The sequence below is a fragment of the Gardnerella sp. 26-12 genome, from assembly GCF_001660745.1.
Lineage (GTDB): Bacteria > Actinomycetota > Actinomycetes > Actinomycetales > Bifidobacteriaceae > Bifidobacterium > Bifidobacterium swidsinskii.
In genome coordinates this window covers 1-19,138 of sequence record NZ_LWSR01000021.1, presented here as the reverse complement: position 1 = coordinate 19,138, position 19,138 = coordinate 1, and the positions used below count along the sequence as shown (strand labels likewise).

14 protein-coding genes and 1 pseudogene are annotated in these 19,138 nt (G+C 43.1%); 7 read left to right on the top strand and 8 right to left on the bottom strand.

Going from position 1 to position 19,138, the window contains the following annotated elements; all coding sequences use genetic code 11:
- Positions 1-24 precede the first annotated feature (24 nt).
- Positions 25-1,395, bottom strand: coding sequence for a DUF349 domain-containing protein (locus tag A5295_RS02210; RefSeq protein ID WP_064621586.1), 1,371 nt, complete (start codon positions 1,393-1,395; stop codon positions 25-27).
- Between the two features lie 96 nt (positions 1,396-1,491).
- On the opposite strand from A5295_RS02210, the gene hisS reads away from it, so the two are divergent.
- The 7 genes and pseudogenes from hisS to A5295_RS02175 all read left to right on the top strand — a co-directional run bounded on the left by hisS (position 1,492) and on the right by A5295_RS02175 (position 10,060).
- On the top strand, positions 1,492-2,892 hold the full coding sequence (hisS, locus tag A5295_RS02205; RefSeq protein ID WP_004108947.1) for a histidine--tRNA ligase: 1,401 nt from the start codon (positions 1,492-1,494) through the stop codon (positions 2,890-2,892).
- Positions 2,893-2,982: 90 nt separating this feature from the next.
- Positions 2,983-4,779, top strand: a complete 1,797-nt coding sequence (gene aspS, locus A5295_RS02200) for an aspartate--tRNA ligase (RefSeq protein ID WP_064621585.1) — start codon at positions 2,983-2,985, stop codon at positions 4,777-4,779.
- A gap of 188 nt (positions 4,780-4,967) precedes the next feature.
- Positions 4,968-5,737: pseudogene (locus A5295_RS02195) on the top strand (amino acid ABC transporter ATP-binding protein).
- 70 nt (positions 5,738-5,807) lie between these two features.
- Complete coding sequence (locus tag A5295_RS02190; protein WP_033888434.1) at positions 5,808-6,641, top strand: glutamate ABC transporter substrate-binding protein; 834 nt, start codon at positions 5,808-5,810, stop codon at positions 6,639-6,641.
- 1 nt (position 6,642) lies between these two features.
- Positions 6,643-7,320 carry an ABC transporter permease subunit gene (locus A5295_RS02185; protein WP_004108938.1) on the top strand — a complete coding sequence of 226 codons (678 nt, stop codon included), beginning with the start codon at positions 6,643-6,645 and terminating at the stop codon, positions 7,318-7,320.
- A gap of 5 nt (positions 7,321-7,325) precedes the next feature.
- Entirely contained in the window at positions 7,326-8,411 is a 1,086-nt protein-coding gene (locus A5295_RS02180) for an amino acid ABC transporter permease (protein ID WP_064621584.1), read from the top strand.
- 209 nt (positions 8,412-8,620) lie between these two features.
- A complete protein-coding gene (locus A5295_RS02175; RefSeq protein WP_064621583.1) occupies positions 8,621-10,060 on the top strand; it encodes a UTP--glucose-1-phosphate uridylyltransferase in 1,440 nt (479 codons plus the stop codon).
- 106 nt (positions 10,061-10,166) lie between these two features.
- Here the strand turns inward: A5295_RS02175 and rho are convergent, their stop codons facing one another.
- The 7 genes from rho to gatC form a co-directional block, all read right to left on the bottom strand.
- Positions 10,167-12,128 (bottom strand): transcription termination factor Rho, encoded by a 1,962-nt coding sequence (rho, locus tag A5295_RS02170; RefSeq protein ID WP_064621582.1) that lies wholly within the window; start codon positions 12,126-12,128, stop codon positions 10,167-10,169.
- 337 nt (positions 12,129-12,465) lie between these two features.
- Positions 12,466-14,085 carry an NAD(P)/FAD-dependent oxidoreductase gene (locus A5295_RS02165; protein WP_012913735.1) on the bottom strand — a complete coding sequence of 540 codons (1,620 nt, stop codon included), beginning with the start codon at positions 14,083-14,085 and terminating at the stop codon, positions 12,466-12,468.
- 91 nt (positions 14,086-14,176) lie between these two features.
- Positions 14,177-14,491 (bottom strand): DUF2469 domain-containing protein, encoded by a 315-nt coding sequence (locus tag A5295_RS02160; RefSeq protein ID WP_004105898.1) that lies wholly within the window; start codon positions 14,489-14,491, stop codon positions 14,177-14,179.
- Positions 14,491-15,399 (bottom strand): GNAT family N-acetyltransferase, encoded by a 909-nt coding sequence (locus A5295_RS02155; protein WP_064340577.1) that lies wholly within the window; start codon positions 15,397-15,399, stop codon positions 14,491-14,493. The genes A5295_RS02160 and A5295_RS02155 overlap by 1 nt, the downstream gene beginning before the upstream one ends.
- Positions 15,400-15,655: 256 nt before the next feature.
- Positions 15,656-17,155: an Asp-tRNA(Asn)/Glu-tRNA(Gln) amidotransferase subunit GatB gene (gatB, locus tag A5295_RS02150; RefSeq protein WP_064340578.1), complete on the bottom strand. Its 1,500-nt coding sequence runs from the start codon at positions 17,153-17,155 to the stop codon at positions 15,656-15,658.
- Between the two features lie 33 nt (positions 17,156-17,188).
- The gene (gene gatA / locus A5295_RS02145) at positions 17,189-18,730 is read right to left on the bottom strand and encodes an Asp-tRNA(Asn)/Glu-tRNA(Gln) amidotransferase subunit GatA (protein ID WP_064621581.1); all 1,542 of its coding nucleotides are present in this window, start codon (positions 18,728-18,730) and stop codon (positions 17,189-17,191) included.
- Positions 18,731-18,732: 2 nt separating this feature from the next.
- Complete coding sequence (gene gatC / locus A5295_RS02140; RefSeq protein WP_004114131.1) at positions 18,733-19,029, bottom strand: Asp-tRNA(Asn)/Glu-tRNA(Gln) amidotransferase subunit GatC; 297 nt, start codon at positions 19,027-19,029, stop codon at positions 18,733-18,735.
- Between the last annotated feature and the right edge of the window lie 109 nt (positions 19,030-19,138).

Here is a 19,138-nt window from a genome sequence, read left to right as displayed (position 1 = left end):
CTTTTAATTAGTTATAAAACTAATTTACTTAACAGCGTTAAGCCACTGCTCTTTAGTAGCCTTTTCAGCTTCCAACTTAGCTTTACGCTTATTATCGGTTTCCTTAGCAATAGCAGCGTTAAGCTCTTCGAGTTGCGCTTCCAACTGTAAAGCAAAACTGGATTTACGAGCATTAGCTTCAGGATCAGCCTCACGCCAAGCAGCGTCTTCAACAGCCTTAATCTTTTTATCAACGTCGTTCAAGCGAGACTCAATACGACGCATATCTTCACGAGGAACGAAACCAATAGCATCCCATTCTTCCTGAATCTGAGACAAAGCCTTACGAGCCTTCTTAGCAGCTTCTTCATTTTCTACTGGCAACAAAGCCTCTGCTTTTACGAGCAAAGCTTCCTTCTTAGCAAGATTTTCGTGTTCTCCAGCATTAACCTTTTCACGGTCATTTTGACGAGCATGATAGAAAGCATCAGCAGCTTCGCGGAACTTAGCCCACAAAGCATCATCGTGCTGACGACCAGCATTGCCAGCTTTCTTCCAACGATCCATCAAAGCATTGAACTTCATAGAAGTTTCACGCCAATCTTTTGAATCTTTTAAGCTTTCAGCTTCTGCAATAATAGCTTCCTTAAGCTGCTTAGCAGTATTACGCACATGCTCACGTTCTTTAACCCAAGAATTGCGAGCCTGAGAGAACGCAGAACGAGCCTTTGAAAAACGCTGCCACAAAGCATCGGCATCAGACTTATTTAAGTGAATAGTAGTACGCTGATGCTCCTGCCATTCGTCAAATAAAGCACGTAACTTATCGTTTAATTCACGCCAGTTTGTAGATTCATTCATTTGTGCTACTAACGATTCTGCACGTTCTACAATATTTGTACGTTCTTTCAAAGCTTTTTCTAGAGCTTCTTTTCGAGCTTTAGAGATTGCTTCCTTCTTTTCATTACCTTTTGCAGCCAATTCGGCGTGTCGCGCACGTAAAGCAGCAATATCGCCTACGGCAGCAGGATTTTCCAATTCAGCTTTCAAAGTATTAAGCGTTTCGTCAATTTCTTTTGCTTTTACATTGGAAGCTTCCAAGCGCTTAGCGAAAAGATCAAGCTTAATCTTCAAATCAAGATAACGATGAATATAGAAAGTCAACGCTTCTTCAGGAGTGCCAGTGGAGTATTGACCAACCTCACGCTCAGCACCGTTTTCAGTAACGTAAACAGTGCCATTTTCATCAACACGGCCAAAGGTTTTTGCGGCTTTAATATCCTCTTCACTATAAGAAATGGTTGGTGCTTGAGCAACAACACGAGTCTTATGCGCGAAGCTTGCTGGAGATGGAGCAACTGGCTTTGGCGCGGTAGTAGTTTTAGTAGTTTCTTCAGGTTTAGTCTGTTCGGTCACGGGACGACTCCTTACAGCAGATGCACGGTAACATTGTTACGAATAAGTATGACGGTAAGCCATGATTTTTCCGCAACACCACCTATTATAGTGGACATGGTACAAGGCTCATCAATATCGGGTTTCCCTGAATGGCTTCCTAGTGAACGCGCTGTTGAACAGCAAGTAATTGACACACTAAGAGAAGTGTTTGAACTCAACGGTTTTATTGGAATTGAAACACGTGCAGTAGAACAGGGTTCAAGCTTATTAAAAAAAGGCGAAACCAGTAAAGAAATTTATTTATTGTCGCGTTTACAAGAAGTTGGTCACGAATCCGACACTCCTGTAGAAGAACGCATTGGTTTACATTTCGATTTAACAGTTCCGCTCAGCCGTTACGTCGTTGAGCATACTGGTGATTTGACGTTCCCATTTAAGCGCTGGCAAATGCAAAAAGTTTGGCGAGGGGAGCGTCCACAAGAAGGTCGTTTCCGTGAGTTTGTTCAAGCAGATATCGATGTAGTAGGAAATGGCGAATTACCTTCACACTACGAAGTTGAACTTCCACTTGTTATGGTTGAAGCTCTTGAACGTTTACGTAAGTTTGGTCTTCCTAAGGCAACTGTTCATGCTAACAATCGAAAGCTTTCTGAAGGTTTTTATCGCGGTATTGGATTAAGCGATATTGAGGGAGTTCTTCGAGAAATCGATAAGCTAGACAAAATTGGTGCTGAAGAAGTATCTAAGCTTTTGGTAAAAGAATGCGGCGCTACGGCTTCTCAAGCTGATGCATGCTTAGAATTAGCTGAACTTACTGCCGAAACAGGAGATGAGTTGAAGTCTCGTTTCGACGAATTATGCGATAAGCATAATATTTCTCGAAGTGATGATAACGAGTCTTACGTTTTAGCTTCTCAAGGTGTTGAAACTCTTGCGATGATTGTAGACGAAGCAGCACGTATCCGCCCAGGCGCTGTTGTTGCTGATTTGAAGATTGCTCGTGGACTTGACTACTATACTGGTTCTGTTTACGAAACTTTCCTTGACAACGCAGAATCTCTTGGTTCAATTTGCTCTGGCGGTCGTTACGATAATTTAGTTTCACAAGGCAAGAAGAAGTATCCAGGCGTAGGACTTTCAATCGGCATGTCTCGACTGCTTTCTTATATGCTTCACACTGCAGGTGCTACTGTTTCTCGAGTTTCTCCTGCTGCAGTACTTGTTGCAGTGTGGAATGAAGAAGATCGTCCTGCATGCAATGCTATTGCTAAAACTTTACGAGATCGAGGCATTGCAGCAGATGTTGCTCCTAGCGCAGCAAAGCTTGGTAAGCAAATAAAATATGCTGACAAGCTCGGCATTCCTTATGTGTGGTTCCCTGCTGATAGCACTGAATCAGAGTCATCTCACGATGAAGTAAAAAATATTATTACTGGCGAACAGGAAACCGCGGATGCCACGTCTTGGCAACCGGATACTGTTTATGCCCGGCAGACAGTTTCTTGCGCTAAATAATGTCTTGCAAATTTGCTTGAATATTGTGCGCAAAATCATGTCAATAGAAACAAATGAATATATCAATTAGATTGTAGAGGAAGTGGACTTATGAGCCAGACGGCGTATCGCACACATCATGCCGTTGAAGTGACTGAAGAATTAGTCGGGCAAAAAGTAACCATCGCTGGTTGGGTTGATCGTCGCCGCGATCATGGTGGAGTTGCCTTTGTTGATGTCCGTGATAACACAGGCTTAGTGCAAGTTGTTATTTACGATGAAGAAACTGCACGACCATTGCGTAGTGAATTCGTTGTGCAAGTGACCGGCGAAGTTCGCTTGCGTCCAGATGGCAACGAAAACAATCATTTAGCAACCGGTAAAATTGAGATTGTTGCAGAAACTGTTACTATTCTCGCAAAGTCAGACGCTTTGCCATTCCAGGTTTCAACAGCTTTGGAAAACGAGTCCGAGAACAAGCTTCCAAGCGAAGATGTTCGTTTGAAGTATCGTTACCTTGATTTGCGTCGCCCATCTATGCAGCGCAATTTGAAGCTTCGCTCTGATATGGCTAAGGCTGCCCGCCATGCTTTGGAAGACATGAACTTTACTGAAGTTGAAACACCAACTTTCATTAAGTCAACTCCTGAAGGTGCTCGCGACTTCGTTGTTCCAGCACGATTGGTTCCAGGCTCTTGGTACGCACTTCCACAGTCTCCTCAGCTTCTAAAGCAGTTGCTCATGGTTTCTGGCGTCGAGCGCTACTATCAGCTTGCTCGTTGCTATCGCGACGAAGACTTCCGTGCAGATCGTCAGCCTGAGTTCACTCAGCTTGATATGGAAATGAGCTTTGCAAGCCAGGAAGATGTTATGGCTATGGCAGAGCGCGTTATTGCTGCTATTTGGAAGGAAGCTGGTCACGAGATTACTCTTCCTTTGCCTCGTATTACTTGGCAGGAAGCAATGGATAAGTATGGTTCCGATAAGCCTGATTTGCGTTTTGGAAACCCACTTATTGAGTTGACTGACTACTTTAAGAACACTCCATTCCGCGTGTTCCAAGCTTCATACGTTGGCGCTGTGCTCTTTAAGGGCGGTGCTGCAACTCCTCGTCGCCAATTTGACGCTTGGCAGGATTGGGCTAAGCAGCGTGGAGCTAAGGGATTGGCTTACGTTGTGTTTGGTGAAGATGGCGAGTTAAAGGGTCCTGTTGCTAAGAATCTTAGTGAAGAAGAGCGCGCAGGTCTTAAGGAAGCTGTTGGAGCAGAAGATGGCGATGCAGTGTTCTTCGCAGCAGGTTCTCGCGAGTCTTCGCAGCTTTTGCTCGGCGCAGTGCGCGTTGAACTTGCTAGCCGCGCAGGATTGCTTCACCCAGATGAGTTTGCTTTCACTTGGGTTGTTGACTTCCCACTATTTAAGCGCACTGATGATCCAGATGATGACGACGTTGCCGTTGGCCACTCAAAGTGGACTTCTATGCACCATCCGTTTACAATGCCATCTGCTGATTGGATTGATAAGTTTGATAAAGATCCAGAGCACGCTATGAGCGATTCTTACGATATCGTGTGCAACGGTAATGAAATGGGCGGCGGATCCGTTCGTATCCACCGCGACGATATTCAAGATCGTGTGCTTAATGTTCTTGGAATCGATAAGGCTGAAGCTGACGAAAAGTTCGGCTTCTTGCTTGAAGCTTTCAAGTATGGTGCTCCACCTCACGCCGGTATTGCTTTGGGTTGGGATCGTACTGCTGCAATTTTGGCAGGCGCAAGCTCAATCCGCGACGTAATTGCATTCCCTAAGGCTGGCGGCGGTCGAGATCCTCTAACCGGCGCTCCTGCTCCAATTTCTGACGAGCAGCGTGCTGAAACTGGTGTTGATTACGATCCAGAAGAAGACGAGTAAATAAAAATACTTGTAAAAAATGTTATTGATAAGCCGTTGATTGTTGATTTTATAATCACAATCAACGGCTTTTTTGTAACGTAAGAGTTACAAAACGTAACGATAGTGATAAATAGCCGTAACACAGATTAGCTAAACTTCTTGTTATGGATAAGCAAGTATCAATGTCAAATCCAAACGCCGAGGATATGACTAATCGCACTATTTCAGTGCAAAAAGCGGCAAATCCCCTCGTAGAACTAAGTCATGTCAAAAGCATTATGGAAAACTTCATGTGCTTAAAGACATCAATCTGACCGTTAACAAAGGCGAAGTACTAGTTATTATCGGTCCATCTGGTTCTGGTAAATCGACAATGTGTCGCACAATTAACCGTCTCGAAACTATTGATTCAGGTGACATACGTATTGACGGTGAGCCACTTCCTCAAGAAGGAAAAGAACTTGCAGCTTTGCGAGCAGAAGTTGGTATGGTATTCCAGTCCTTTAATCTTTTCGCTAACAAGACTATTTTGGAAAATGTTACTCTTGCCCCAATGAAAGTGCGCCATATGGATCAGCAAAGTGCTGAATCTCTTGCTATGGAATTGCTCACTCGAGTCGGAGTTGATAATCAAGCAAACAAAATGCCTTCACAACTTTCCGGCGGCCAGCAGCAGCGTGTTGCAATTGCTCGAGCTCTTGCTATGCAGCCAAAAGTTATGCTTTTTGACGAGCCTACATCTGCACTAGATCCGGAAATGGTCAATGAAGTTCTTGATGTCATGGTTGAGCTTGCAAAAGAAGGCATGACTATGATTTGTGTTACCCACGAAATGGGATTTGCACGCAAGGCAGCTGACAGAATTGTATTTATGGCAGATGGTCAAATTCTTGAACAAGGCACTCCTGAAGAATTCTTTGAACATCCAAAAACTGATCGTGCAAAAGATTTCCTTTCCAAGATTCTTACGCATTAATCTGCTTTTTTGTTTTATCTTTCAGTAAAAATTCTGAAACTTTAAAACAGTTCTTACGAAGGGAAAAGATATGAAAATATTACAAAATCGCATTTTTCGTGCGATACTAGCGATGCTTTGTACCGTATGCTGCGTTATGCCGCTTACAGCTTGCGATCGTAGCGATGGTAAAAAAGTCATACGCATTGGTATTAAATTCGATCAGCCTGGTATGGGTTTCAAAAAATCAGGAACTTACGTTGGATTTGACGTTGATGTTGCTAAGTACGTTGCCAAAAAGCTCGGCTATTCAGAAGATCAAATCGTATGGAAAGAATCACCATCTAAACAGCGTGAAACAATGCTTCAAAACGGTGATGTAGATATGATTGTTGCAACATATTCCATTACTGACGCTCGCAAGAAAATGGTTTCGTTTGCAGGACCTTACTTTATTGCCGGTCAGGATTTGCTAATTCGAAAAGATGAGCATAAAGTAAGCGGTCCAAATGATTTGGACGGAAAGCGTTTATGCTCAGTTTCAGGCTCAACATCTGCAATTGCTATTAAGGAGCGTTACTCTTCAAAGGTACAGCTTATGCAACAGCCTGGTTATGCAGAATGTGCAACTGCATTATTCTCAGGAATTGTAGATGCTGTAACTACCGACGACATTATTCTTGCTGGTTTAGCAACCGCTTCTCGAGGTCGTTTAAAGCTTGTAGGCAAGCCATTTACCGCAGAATATTACGGAATTGGTATTAAAAAAGGAAATACAGGCTTAGCTAAGAAAATTAATGCAGCCTTAAAAGACATGATTCGTAACGGATCATGGAAAAGAGCTCTAGACGACAATTTACGAGGCACTGGCTTTAAGCCGAACGCAAAGTATAATCCGCCAATTCCTCAAGAAGGAGAGAAGTAATATGCAAGATTTTATGCAGCTATTTACCTCCTACAATATTCCAGGAGCATTCTTGGTTAATATTGAAATAACTTTATGGAGTGTACTTTTTTCATCAATTATTGGCGTAATTCTTGTTACTATGCGCATTTGCCCTGTTTCATCATTACGCATGATTGCTACAGTTTATGTTGAATTGTTTAAAAACATGCCACTTACCATCATTATGGTTTTCATGGTTTTAGGCGTTTACGCTCAGCTTAAGATAGGATTCTCCTCAATTTTTGAAGTGAATTTCTTCTGGCTGGCAGTTGCTGGATTGTCGCTTTATACTGCAGCATTTGTTTGCGAATCTTTGAGATCTGGTCTTAATACCGTACCTGTTGGTCAAGCAGAAGCTTGCCGCGCCCTTGGATTAAATTTCTTCCAATCTGCAACACAAGTAATTCTTCCACAAACTTTCTGCGGTTCAGTAGCACCATTAGGTAATACATTTATTGCTTTGCTTAAAAATTCTACAGTTGCTGCTGCAGCATCAGTTGCCACTGAGACTTCAACAATGATGAGCGAAATGATTGAGAAACATGCAGATTTGATTGTTCCAATCTTCTTAATTTTCGCTTGCGGATACATTATGCTCATCATTCCTATCGGCATTTTGACTACTTATTTGTCAAATAAACTTGCTGTGAGAAGGTGATAACAATGGCTAAACAACGTGAACAATCATTATTATTCGATACTCCAGGTCCAAAAGCTCTTAAGAAAATTCGCATAGCTAATATTATTGCCGGTTGCATTTTTGTTATTTGCATTATTGCTATTCTCGTTCGTTTGAGCAATCCTCCAGAGGGAGAAAACCAACTTTCTTGGACGCTTTGGAATCCTGCACTCGAATCTGAGGCCTGGGTTGATTTTTATCTTCCTGGATTATGGATGACACTAAAAGCATCGTTACTTGCAGTAGTTGGTTCTATTGTATTTGGCTTATTCTTCGGACTTTGCCGTTTACTACCTAATTTTATTATTCGTAGTATTTCCGCAATAGTAGTAGAATTTTGCCGCGCAGTACCAGTATTGATGCTTATGATTTTCTTGTGGAGAGCATTCGCACTTTCTGGTATGAAAGAATCATCATACTGGGCTGTTGTTTTGGCACTGATTATGTATAACGGCTCTGTTGTTGCAGAACTTGTTAGATCAGGTGTTGGCAACTTGCCAAACGGTCAAAGAGAAGCTTCACTTGCATTAGGATTGAGCGAGTACCAATCATTGACACAAATTGAAATGCCTCAGGCAATTATTGCTATGATGCCTGCAGCAGTAACTCAGCTTGTAGTTGTTTTGAAGGATACTGCACTTGGTTCAATTATTATGTACACTGATTTGCTTCAGGAATCGCGCAGACTCGGATCAATGTACTTTAATATTTTGCAAACATTAAGCGTTGCAGCAGTAATATATTTCCTTATTTGCTTGGCATTGTCTTGGTTTGCACAATGGTTGCCATCGCACTTGAAGAATCGAACTGCCGCTCCAACAGAACCAGAGCCTGTTGCTCCAATTGCTATTATGGATCCTTCTAATGTGAACCAAATGGCAGTTGCTAGCGAAGTTAAAGAGCTTCCTTATGGCGGTACTCCACGTAAGTATCACGTACATCATCGCGGTACGAACGCTTCTATTCACCATTGGCGCCACACTCGTTACTTGCAAGGCTACGACGAGCATCATCTAAAAACTGGCGATGAACCGGAAGAAAATGATGACAACAATGCAGAAAATAACTAAATTTCATATTTAGTGGTGTTTAGTAGCAAATTTTCTCATAAGCGCAGTCGGTATTTATTATTGGCTGCGCTTATTATTTTCTATCTTGCAATTTCTAACTTTGGTAGAATCATAATAGTATTTCAAAATAACCGTTAAAAGCAATATTTGCGCAGCAACGCACAAATCGCTAAACTATTAAGGTCACATGCATACGAGGAGGCTTTTACATGGATGACGCGTTTGAGTTGTCCGCTGCAAAGATGCGCGAACAAGGCATGAGCGAAATTGCTATTGAACAATTTAAACACTTATATAATGCTTGGAATTTAGATAAATCAGGGGATAAGTCTGCGGAGTTTATTCGCGAGAGCACGGTTGAGCCTATTAAAAGCGTTCCAACTTTCCACGAAATTTACGAAACTATTGATCACGACAAAGCTGTTAACGCATTCGCAAAAACTGCTTTTATTAAATTAAATGGCGGTTTGGGAACATCTATGGGCTTGTCTTGCGCAAAATCTTTACTACCAGTTCGTAGGCATAAAGCTCGCCAAATGCGCTTTATTGATATTATTATTGGACAAGTTCTTACAGCTCGTCAGCGATTAGGAGTTAATCTTCCGCTTATTTTCATGAATTCTTTCCGCACGTCTCATGATACTTTGCAAGTACTAAAACGCAATCGCAAGTTTGTGCAAGACAATATTCCTGTAGAAATTATTCAACATCAAGAACCAAAATTAGCAGAGGAAACTGGAGAACCGGTTTCTCACAAGGAAGATCGATCTCTTGAATGGTGTCCTCCAGGTCACGGCGATATTTTTTCAACTCTGTGGGAATCTGATTTATTGCATACTCTTAAAGAAAATGGAATTGAGTATTTGTTTATTTCAAATTCTGACAATTTAGGTGCTAGACCGTCGCGCACTCTTGCTCAACATTTTGAAAATACTGGCGCACCTATCATGATTGAGGTTGCGAAGCGAACTCAAGCAGATCGTAAGGGCGGTCACATTGTTAGGGACGCGAAAACAGGAAGACTAATGCTACGAGAAATGACACAGGTTCATCCTGAGGATCGTAGAAGCGCACAAAGCATTAAAAAACATCCATACTTCAACACAAATAATATTTGGGTTCGTGTAGATGCTCTAGAAAAAAAGTTAAAAGAGCACAAAGGGATTTTGCCTTTGCCTGTTATTTTTAATCACAAAACTGTTGACCCAACTGACGAAAGCAGCACTCCGGTAGTGCAATTGGAAACAGCAATGGGAGCAATAGCTTCACTTTTCGATGACGCAATTTGCGTAGAAGTTGATCGCATGCGTTTCTTGCCTGTTAAAACAACCAATGACTTATTTATTATGCGATCAGATAGATTCCATCTTACTGATTCATATGAAATGGAAGATGGTAACTATATATTTCCTGATATTGATTTGGATCCACGTTATTACAAAAACATCAATGATTTCAACGAAAGATTCCCATATTCTGTTCCAGCTTTAGCTGCTGCAAAATCAGTAACTATTAGGGGAGATTGGACATTTGGAAACCAAGTTTCAATGTTTGCTGACGCTGTTTTAGAAGATACAGGAGAACCAAGTTATGTGCCAAATGGAGAATTCGTGGGACCGCAAGGAATTGAACCAGACTCTTGGGTTTAAAGCAGATTTCTTGCAAATATGCGATTTTTATTGATAGTAAATAAAATTATTGCCCCTTGATAGATAATCCAAAGGGCAATAATTTTAATTCCTTACGAAATAAGAACTACGCAATAGTCGTAGAAGAAGAATTATTCGTAGCAGTGCCAGTTTGTTGAGTTATAGCAGCTAAGAAATCACGGTTTGAAGCAGTTTTCTTCAATCGAGGAATCAAAGTCTGATACGCTTGCTCTGCCTCAAGACCACCAAAGAGACGGCGCAAACGATAAATAACTGGCAAATCTGCAGCTGGAGTAATTAACTCCTCACGACGAGTTCCAGAGGCATTAATATCTACTGCTGGGAAGAGACGCTTATCAGCCAAATCTCTACTCAAGCGCAATTCCATATTTCCAGTGCCCTTAAACTCTTCGAAGATTACTTCATCCATCTTAGAGCCGGTTTCAACCAATGCAGAAGAAATAATAGTCAAAGAGCCGCCATCTTCAATATTTCGAGCAGCACCGAAGAACTTCTTTGGTGGGTACAACGCCTGAGCATCAACACCACCGGAAAGAATACGACCAGAAGTAGGAGCAGCAATATTGTAGGCTCTAGCTAAACGAGTCATAGAATCAAGCAAAACCACAACATCCTGACCAAGCTCAACCAAACGCTTAGCACGCTCAATAGCAAGCTCAGCGACAGTAGTGTGATCCGTTGCAGGACGATCGAATGTAGAAGAAATCACTTCGCCTTGCACAGTGCGTTCCATATCGGTAACTTCTTCTGGACGCTCATCGACAAGCACAACCATAAGATGCACTTCAGGATTATTTGTAGTAATTGCATTCGCAATATTCTGAAGAGTAATAGTTTTACCAGCCTTTGGTGGCGACACAATCAAACCGCGCTGACCTTTACCAATTGGAGCAACTAAATCAATGACACGTCCCAACATGCGATTAGGAGTAGTTTCTTGCTTTAAACGCTCCTGCGGATATAACGGCGTCAACTTAGCAAATTGCGGTCGAGACTGAGCTTCTTCAACGCTCATGCCATTAATGCTATTAACAGTTTGCAACGGAACAAACTTCTGACGCTGATTCCTGCGATCACCCTCGCGAGGAGCACGAATGGAGCCTTGAACTGCATCACCCTTGCGTAAACCATATTTTTTAATTTGGCTCATTGAAACATACACATCGTTAGGACCAGGCAAATAACCAGAAGTGCGCACAAATGCGTAAGATTCTAAGACATCAACAATTCCAGCTACTGGTACGAGCTCTTCCTGAGACTCTTCACGGCGAGTCTCGCGTAAATCATGTTCTTCACGAGAGTCACGTGCATCACGCGCATCACGATCAAGACGAACATTACGATCTTGACGTTCTCCACGCTCAGCACGACGTTCATCACGATCGTCACGTTCTACTCGATCCATGCGTTCTGAACGATTCTGTCGATCTGAATAATCTGAACGAGACTCATCGTAATCACGCGCACGACCGCGCATACGACGCTGGAAACGATCAGCACGATTTTGCTGTTCTTCTCTATCAAAGTCACGAGAAGCTACACGCTGACGACGCTGCTCACCCTCTGCGTGAGAATCTTCACCAGGTAATGTTGCCAAAATTTGATCCAACTCATGCGAATCCATCCCATCTTCTCTACGATCGCGATTATCATTACGATCTTCTGAGGAACGACGACGCTGGAATGTATTATTACGATTCGCATCGCGTCGATAATTTTTATTCCCAAAATCTTCTTCGTCTCTATATCGACGATCTGAAGCAGCATTGGGAACCAAAACTTCTAACGCTTCTAAATCACTATTGTCTTTCGATGACCTAACATCTTCTATATCTGTACTAGTATCTGCAGTTTTATTAGCATTCACAACATCACGAGGAACACGAACACTTACACCTGCAGGCGCTTCTCCCCCATTACGAGCAGCCGTCAGTGTAGCCACCAACTCAGGCTTACGCATTGTAGATGTACCGCGCAAACCCATTTGTTTCGCAAGATCTTTCAATTCTGAAAGCTTCATTTTTTCAAGATTCTGGCCTGTTGCCACAATTTTACCTTTCCTTAACTCGCACGGAATAGAGACTCGGCAAGTCTTTACATGGAAGATTACGGAAAAATCCGTCACGAACTCGCTGCTATTTCATAACAATTCATATGTACATAACAACGAACATTATGTATGCTACTACAGCTATACGACGCTGTACAATGCGACGCGCCATAGTATTTAGTATTTTATTGCAATTTCTATAAAGCTTTTAAAGAGCTACGCACATAAACAAAAAGCGCCAATAACCTGGGTAACACCCAGTATTATTGACGCTATATCGCTAAATTATTTGCGCTTTAAAATCAAACGCTCAAATTTATACGAGAATTAATTACTACTTCTTTTCGTGATACGACTTTTCAGTATTAACAGACCACACGTTCTTCTTAGAAGTTTCTCCAGTTCGGATATCTTCTACAGCCTCAATAGCAGTTGCCATTGAATGATCTTGGTTATTATAACGATGCTGTCCATTACGACCAACGCAATACAAATTACCAAAGCCATCAAGATAATCAATCAATTCAGGCATCTGAGCATATGTGTCAAAGTAAGCAGGATATGCCTTTGGAACTCGCTCACGGTGAGAATCAAGAACGTCTTCCTCACCATTGATAACCTGCATACGAGTCAACTCGTCAATAGCCATCTTGCGAGCATCATCATCACTCATATTCCAGAAGTCGTCACCTTCGTCGCAGAAGTACTCAAGACCAATCCAAACAGTGTTATCAACATCCTTAACGAGATATGGGCTCCAGTTGTTGAAGATTTGCAAACGTCCGACTTTATATCCAGGATCCTGCACGTAAATCCAGCAATCAGGAACAATAGGAGGATTACCAAGCGTTGGAATAGTGGTAGTATTACGCAGACGCACGCGCTTAACAAGCAAGCCTACAGTCACAAAATCGCGATAAGGTAAACCTTTGGCAACGCGTTGCATTTCTGCTGGAACTTCAGCCTTTTCGTCACCATTTGCACCCTGCTCAAGAGCAGCTACCAAATCCTTAATTGGCATAGAAGATATAAACTGGTCGGCGTGCAATTCTGAACGCTCTCCATTTGCATCTTCAACTACAACACTGGAAATCTTTCCGTCTGCTTGCTTAATAGCAACTACCTTTGCGTCTGTGCGCACAGTAGCACCGTTTTCGCGGCAACGACGCTCAACCGTTTCCCACAACTGACCAGGACCAAGCTTTGGATACCAGAATTCCTCAATTAATGAGGTTTCTACTTCCTTTTCCTTGCCTTTTTTCTTAGGGAAAAGCTTGGAAAAAGCGTTCTTCAACACTTCCACAATGCTCAAGCCCTTAACGCGCTGAGCACCCCAATCGGCAGAAATTTGGCTTGGATGCCTACCCCAAAGCTTCTCTGTATAGCCCTCAAAGAACATGGAATAAAGTTTCTTGCCGAAACGATTAATGTAGAAATTCTCAAGATTAGTTTCTGGCAACTTGTGAATCATAGACCACAAATAGCTGAAACCAACCTTCATTGTCAAAATAAAGCCCATAGAACGCAAGGTTGCTGCAGAAAGAGAAATTGGATAATCAAAGAAATGATGATTCCAGAAAATACGAGAAACGCGATGACGCTTCAACATCACTTCATCTTCAACTTCAGGATCAGGTCCACCTGCTTCCAAATCATGATGACGACCAAGCTTTTTATCATCATATGAAGGCGCACCCTGGAGAGGCAGCATTTCACGCCACCACTGCATAATACGGTCATCTTTTGAGAAGAAACGATGACCGCCAATATCCATACGATTGCCGTTATACTTCACAGTACGCGAAATGCCGCCAAATTCACGCGTGGCTTCGAGTACTGTTACGTCGTAGCGGCTGGATCCGCCATCCTTAACGAGTTCCCAGGCTGCCGTCAACCCTGCCGGACCACCACCAATAATTACCACAGATTCCTTTGGGGATTGTGTATCCGTCACTTGTCCTCCATCTTAATACATCAAATTTTTACGAAAACACTTTGCGTGCTAGGTAAGCAATTTCTATATATCCTTATTGAGCATACGCGCATCACGCGATAGATTCAGGAATGTCAATGTCTGTTTTCTGTACTTCTTCAACATTTACATCTTTAAAAGTTACTATTCGGACATTTTTAACAAAACGCGAAGGGCGGTAAACATCCCATACCCAAGCGTCTGTAAGTTGAACATCAAAATAAACATCCTGACCTGCTGAACGCACATTAAAATCGACTTTATTGGCTAAATAAAATCGTCGCTCTGTTTCTACGACATAAGTAAAAAGCTTAATAACATCACGGTATTCTTTATATAACGCAAGTTCTGCATCGGTTTCATAGTTGTCGAGATCTTCGGCGCTCATTACTTACCTTCCGTATTACGTTTGCGTCCACGACCTATAATGCGCCACCAAGCTTTTTTTGATGAACTTCCTTCAGAGACGTTTGCATTGTACGGCCATGCTTCATCAAGATTATCACGATGCACAGGTATAGCCACAGAATGTTCATGCGCGCTCAAAGCTTCGATTACACCAGGATTTTCTTCAATAACGTGTAGACCAAACGCATCCAGCGAACGAATGGCATCATATTCATCTACAAGAGTGTCCATTACAACAAAATCTTGATATTTTTGATTTTGAGCATCCCATAATGCGTCGCGCGCAGTGCCGGTTTTTACAAATCCAAGAGATTGATATACAGAAAGTGAGCGAGTATTAGTTGCCGGAACTCCTACCCAAATTCTATGCAACCCTAGACCAGTCGGCTCTGATGCAAAAGCATAAGTCATAACCCTAGGCATTGCGTCGCGCGAATAGCCTCTTCCTCGATAATTTTTGCCTAAAACAACTTGAATTCGAGCACTGCGAGACCATCCGTCAATATCTATAAGGAAAATCATGCCGATAATATCGCCGGAAGCGTTATTTGAATCATCCAAAACATCAGGAACAATCGCCCACGCAATAGTGTGACGCAACTGAACATCGCCAGCAAAACGACAAGATTCAGAAGGATTTTCGCCAATAAGACTATCTTTAGTCCATTGCATAGAGCTTTCAACCCACGAATGAACCATAGAACGCTCTGAATTAGCATCCTTTCCAGTAATAACTGCAGCACCATCAAATGCGCACAAATCATCCATTCTTTGAAAATCATCGCACGTAGCTGGACGAAGGTGCGCCATCTCTCCACGAATTTGAGGAATTACTATAGATTTTGGTAACTCGCGAGAGTTAATAACACCATCATTGGTTTGTTGCATAGTCACCTACTTGTATTGTGCCTTTGAAAATTAAGCCCTTCGCATAATTCTCACATCGCATAATATATGATAATCCAGAAGACGAAAAATGCCTCGCAATGTTGATAAATAGTAAATTCTGCGCACCTGCTACACAAACAAATCTGATTTGAGTATGCAGCAAGTACGCAGCACTTACTTTTGAATATTGATTACGCTTTTACGTTTATACATTAGCGTTATCAAATATTAAATTTTTCAGCCTTTACGGCACTTTTCAGCCTTTGATTTTTGCCATCACAATCTTAGTAACAGCCTTAGCATCAGCCTGACCTTTAGTTGCACGCATAACAGCACCAATAATTGCACCCATCGGCTTCATATTTCCAGCCTTAAGCTTTTCTGCAACTTCAGGATCAGCAGCAAGAGCAGCGTCAACAGCAGCTTCCAAAGCACCGTCGTCGTTCATAACCTTAAATCCGTGCTTCTTAACAACTTCATCAGGCTTACCCTCGCCAGCCAAAACGCATGCAACAGTTTGCTTAGCGAGCTTATCGTTAAGATTGCCGTCTGCAATTAGCTTTTCAACTTCAGCCACATCTTGCGGAGTAATAGGCAATTCTTCCAAAGTCACGCCACGAGTGTTTGCTTCGCGAGCAAGCTCACCAAGCCACCACTTCTTAGCACCTGCCGCACTTGCGCCAGCCTTAACGGTTTCTTCAACCAAATCAAGAGCATCTGCGTTCAAAATATCGCGCATTTCAAGATCGCTAATACCCCATTCGCTTTGCAAACGGTTACGGCGCTCACGAGGCATTTCCGGCATTTGCGCCTTCATTCGCTCAATATGCTCTTTAGTGATGTGAAGCATAACCAAATCAGGATCTGGGAAGTAGCGATAATCGTCAGCATCCGACTTCACACGACCACCAGCAGTGGTCTGAGTTGCCTCATCCCAGTGACGAGTTTCCTGCAAAATCTCGCCGCCTTCGCTCAAAATAGCAGCCTGACGACGAATCTCATATTGCAGCGTCTTTTCAATACCGCGGAATGTGTTCACATTCTTAGTTTCTGAACGCGTACCAAATGGATCGGTTGGCTTGCGACGGAGCGAAACGTTCACGTCAGCACGCATATTGCCCTGCTCCATACGAGCGTGAGAGATGTTGAGAGCGCGAACAATATCGCGAATAGCACGCATATAAGCACCAGCAATTTCTGGAGCGCGGCTACCTGCACCTTCGATTGGCTTAGTTACAATCTCGATTAAAGGCACACCTGCACGATTGTAATCAACCAAAGAGTGATTTGCGCCTTCAATACGGCCGTCAGCGCCGCCAACGTGAGTATTCTTACCAGCATCATCCTCAATGTGAGCACGTTCAATCGGCACACGGAACACGGTGCCGTCTTCCAGCTCAACATCCAAGTAACCGTTGCCATTAGTAGGCTTATCGTACTGGGAGATCTGATAATCGCGAGGCATATCTGGGTAGAAGTAGTTCTTACGAGCGAACTGGCTCCACTCAGCAATTTCGCAATGTAAAGCCAAACCAAGCTTAATTGCATAATCAACTGCAGTCTTGTTTACAACTGGCAAAGAGCCTGGCAAACCAAGGCTTACAGGAGTTAGCTGAGTATTTGGCTCACCGCCAAAAGATACTTCTGCTGGGCAGAACAGCTTCGTACGAGTGCAAAGCTCAACGTGAGTTTCCAAACCGAATACTGGATCGAATTGCTCAACAGCATCGGCATATTTCATAAGTTTTTCAGCCATTAGATATCCTTCTTACTTAAGCTTTACTTCACTTTACTTAGCCAATGAATCGAGCCAACCAGCTTTAAGCGACTTCCAAATTGGACCGCCCCACTGCTCTTCGAGCGCTGCTTCCAACGCTGCTGCAGGCTTGTACATCTTTTCATCGTGGCATTGCGGAGCAATAATCTGAATGCCAACAGGCAAACCGTCGTCGCTTAAGCCAGCTGGGAGGCTCAAAGCAGGAACTCCAGCCATGTTTGCAGGAATTGTAGCAATATCGTTCATGTACATAGAAAGTGGATCATCCATCTTCTCGCCAAACTTAAATGCCGTTGTAGGGCTTGTTGGAGAAACAAGAACATCTACTTTCTTAAACGCTTCTTCGAAATCGCGAATAATAAGCGTACGAACTTTTTGCGCAGAACCATACCAAGCATCGTAGTAGCCAGCGGAAAGTGCGTAAGTGCCGAGAATAATACGACGCTTTACTTCGTCACCGAAACCAGCTTCACGAGTTGCAGCCATCATATTTGCAGCAGTCTGAGGCTTGTCTGCTGGTGGCATGACGCGCAAACCGTAGCGCATACCGTCGTAGCGAGCCAAATTAGAGCTAACTTCTGAAGGCATAATAATGTAATAAGCAGCCAAAGAGTAAGGGAAGTGAGGGCAGGAAACTTCCGTAACATCTGCGCCCATATCCTTAAGCAATTGCACAGCTTCATTAAAGCGTGCTTCAACGCCTGGCTGGAAGCCTTCACCGCTAAGCTCCTTAACTAAACCAACCTTCAAGCCCTTCAAATCACGGCGAGCGCCCTCACGAGCAGCTTGAGCCATTGGAGGAACAGGAGCTGGAATAGAAGTAGAATCGCGCCTATCGTTACCGCCGATAATTTCCTGCAAAAGCGCAGAATCAAGAACGGTACGAGAAACAGGTCCAATCTGGTCGAGAGAGCTTGCCATAGCGATTGCACCAAAACGGCTAACACCACCGTAAGTTGGCTTTGCGCCGACTGTACCAGTTAAAGCACCTGGCTGGCGAATAGAACCACCAGTATCTGTACCCAAAGCAATAGGAGCTTCGAATGCAGCAACAGCTGCAGCTGAACCGCCGCCGGAACCACCAGGAACACGCTCAGTATCCCAAGGATTGCAAGTAGTTTGATAAGCAGAATGTTCTGTAGAAGAACCTTGAGCAAACTCATCCAAATTAGTCTTGCCGAGAATTGGCATGCCAGCTGCTTTGAGCTTTTCAATAACAGTAGCATCGTAAGGTGGAACCCAGCCTTCGAGGATCTTAGAGGCTGCAGTAGTAGGAATGCCCTTAGTAACAATCATGTCTTTAATGGCAATTGGAACGCCTGCAAGCTCAGGTAAGCCTTCAGCTTCGCCATTAGCATTCTTTTTATCAAAGGCATCTGCTTGTTCAAGTGCAACATCTGCAGAAACATGCAAGAATGCTTTGATTTCTGGCTCGGCTGCTTCGATTACTGCCAAGTGAGCTTCAACAAGCTCGCGGCTAGAAACTTCTTTAGCTTTTACAGCTTTTGCCATATCGGCAGCAGAAAGCTTTACTAAATCTTGAGTATTAGTCATGTTTATTCCTCCCCCAAAATTCGAGGTGCTACAAACATGCCAGACTCACTTCTAGGAGCGCCAGAAAGCGCTTCTTCTTGAGTCAATGGCGTAGCAGGCTCGTCTGGGCGCAAATACGCTTCAAGAGGTACTGGATTTGCAGTAGGTGGCACATCTTCGCCAGCAACTTCCTGCACTTTGTTAATAGATTCTGCAATGACGTTTAATTCGCCTTGCAAGCGACTGATTTCTTCGTCGCTAAGCGCAATCTGGGATAGAACGCCCAAATGCTCAATTTCTTCGCGTGTGAATGTAGGCATAACCTCAACTATATGTGTGATACGTGACCTTCGTTAGTAGAAAAAAGCAATGTGGATAAAAGCTTTATGAGAATTATTTGTTAATTATTTTGTTTTACTGAGAAAGTAC

Coding starts and splice junctions, on each gene's coding strand:
- hisS (WP_004108947.1), top strand. CDS start 1,492: ATGGTACAAGGCTCATCAATATCGGGTTTCCCTGAATGGCTTCCTAGT.
- aspS (WP_064621585.1), top strand. CDS start 2,983: ATGAGCCAGACGGCGTATCGCACACATCATGCCGTTGAAGTGACTGAA.
- A5295_RS02190 (WP_033888434.1), top strand. CDS start 5,808: ATGAAAATATTACAAAATCGCATTTTTCGTGCGATACTAGCGATGCTT.
- A5295_RS02185 (WP_004108938.1), top strand. CDS start 6,643: ATGCAAGATTTTATGCAGCTATTTACCTCCTACAATATTCCAGGAGCA.
- A5295_RS02180 (WP_064621584.1), top strand. CDS start 7,326: ATGGCTAAACAACGTGAACAATCATTATTATTCGATACTCCAGGTCCA.
- A5295_RS02175 (WP_064621583.1), top strand. CDS start 8,621: ATGGATGACGCGTTTGAGTTGTCCGCTGCAAAGATGCGCGAACAAGGC.
- A5295_RS02160 (WP_004105898.1), bottom strand. CDS start 14,491: ATGAGCGCCGAAGATCTCGACAACTATGAAACCGATGCAGAACTTGCG.
- A5295_RS02155 (WP_064340577.1), bottom strand. CDS start 15,399: ATGCAACAAACCAATGATGGTGTTATTAACTCTCGCGAGTTACCAAAA.
- gatB (WP_064340578.1), bottom strand. CDS start 17,155: ATGGCTGAAAAACTTATGAAATATGCCGATGCTGTTGAGCAATTCGAT.
- gatA (WP_064621581.1), bottom strand. CDS start 18,730: ATGACTAATACTCAAGATTTAGTAAAGCTTTCTGCTGCCGATATGGCA.
- gatC (WP_004114131.1), bottom strand. CDS start 19,029: ATGCCTACATTCACACGCGAAGAAATTGAGCATTTGGGCGTTCTATCC.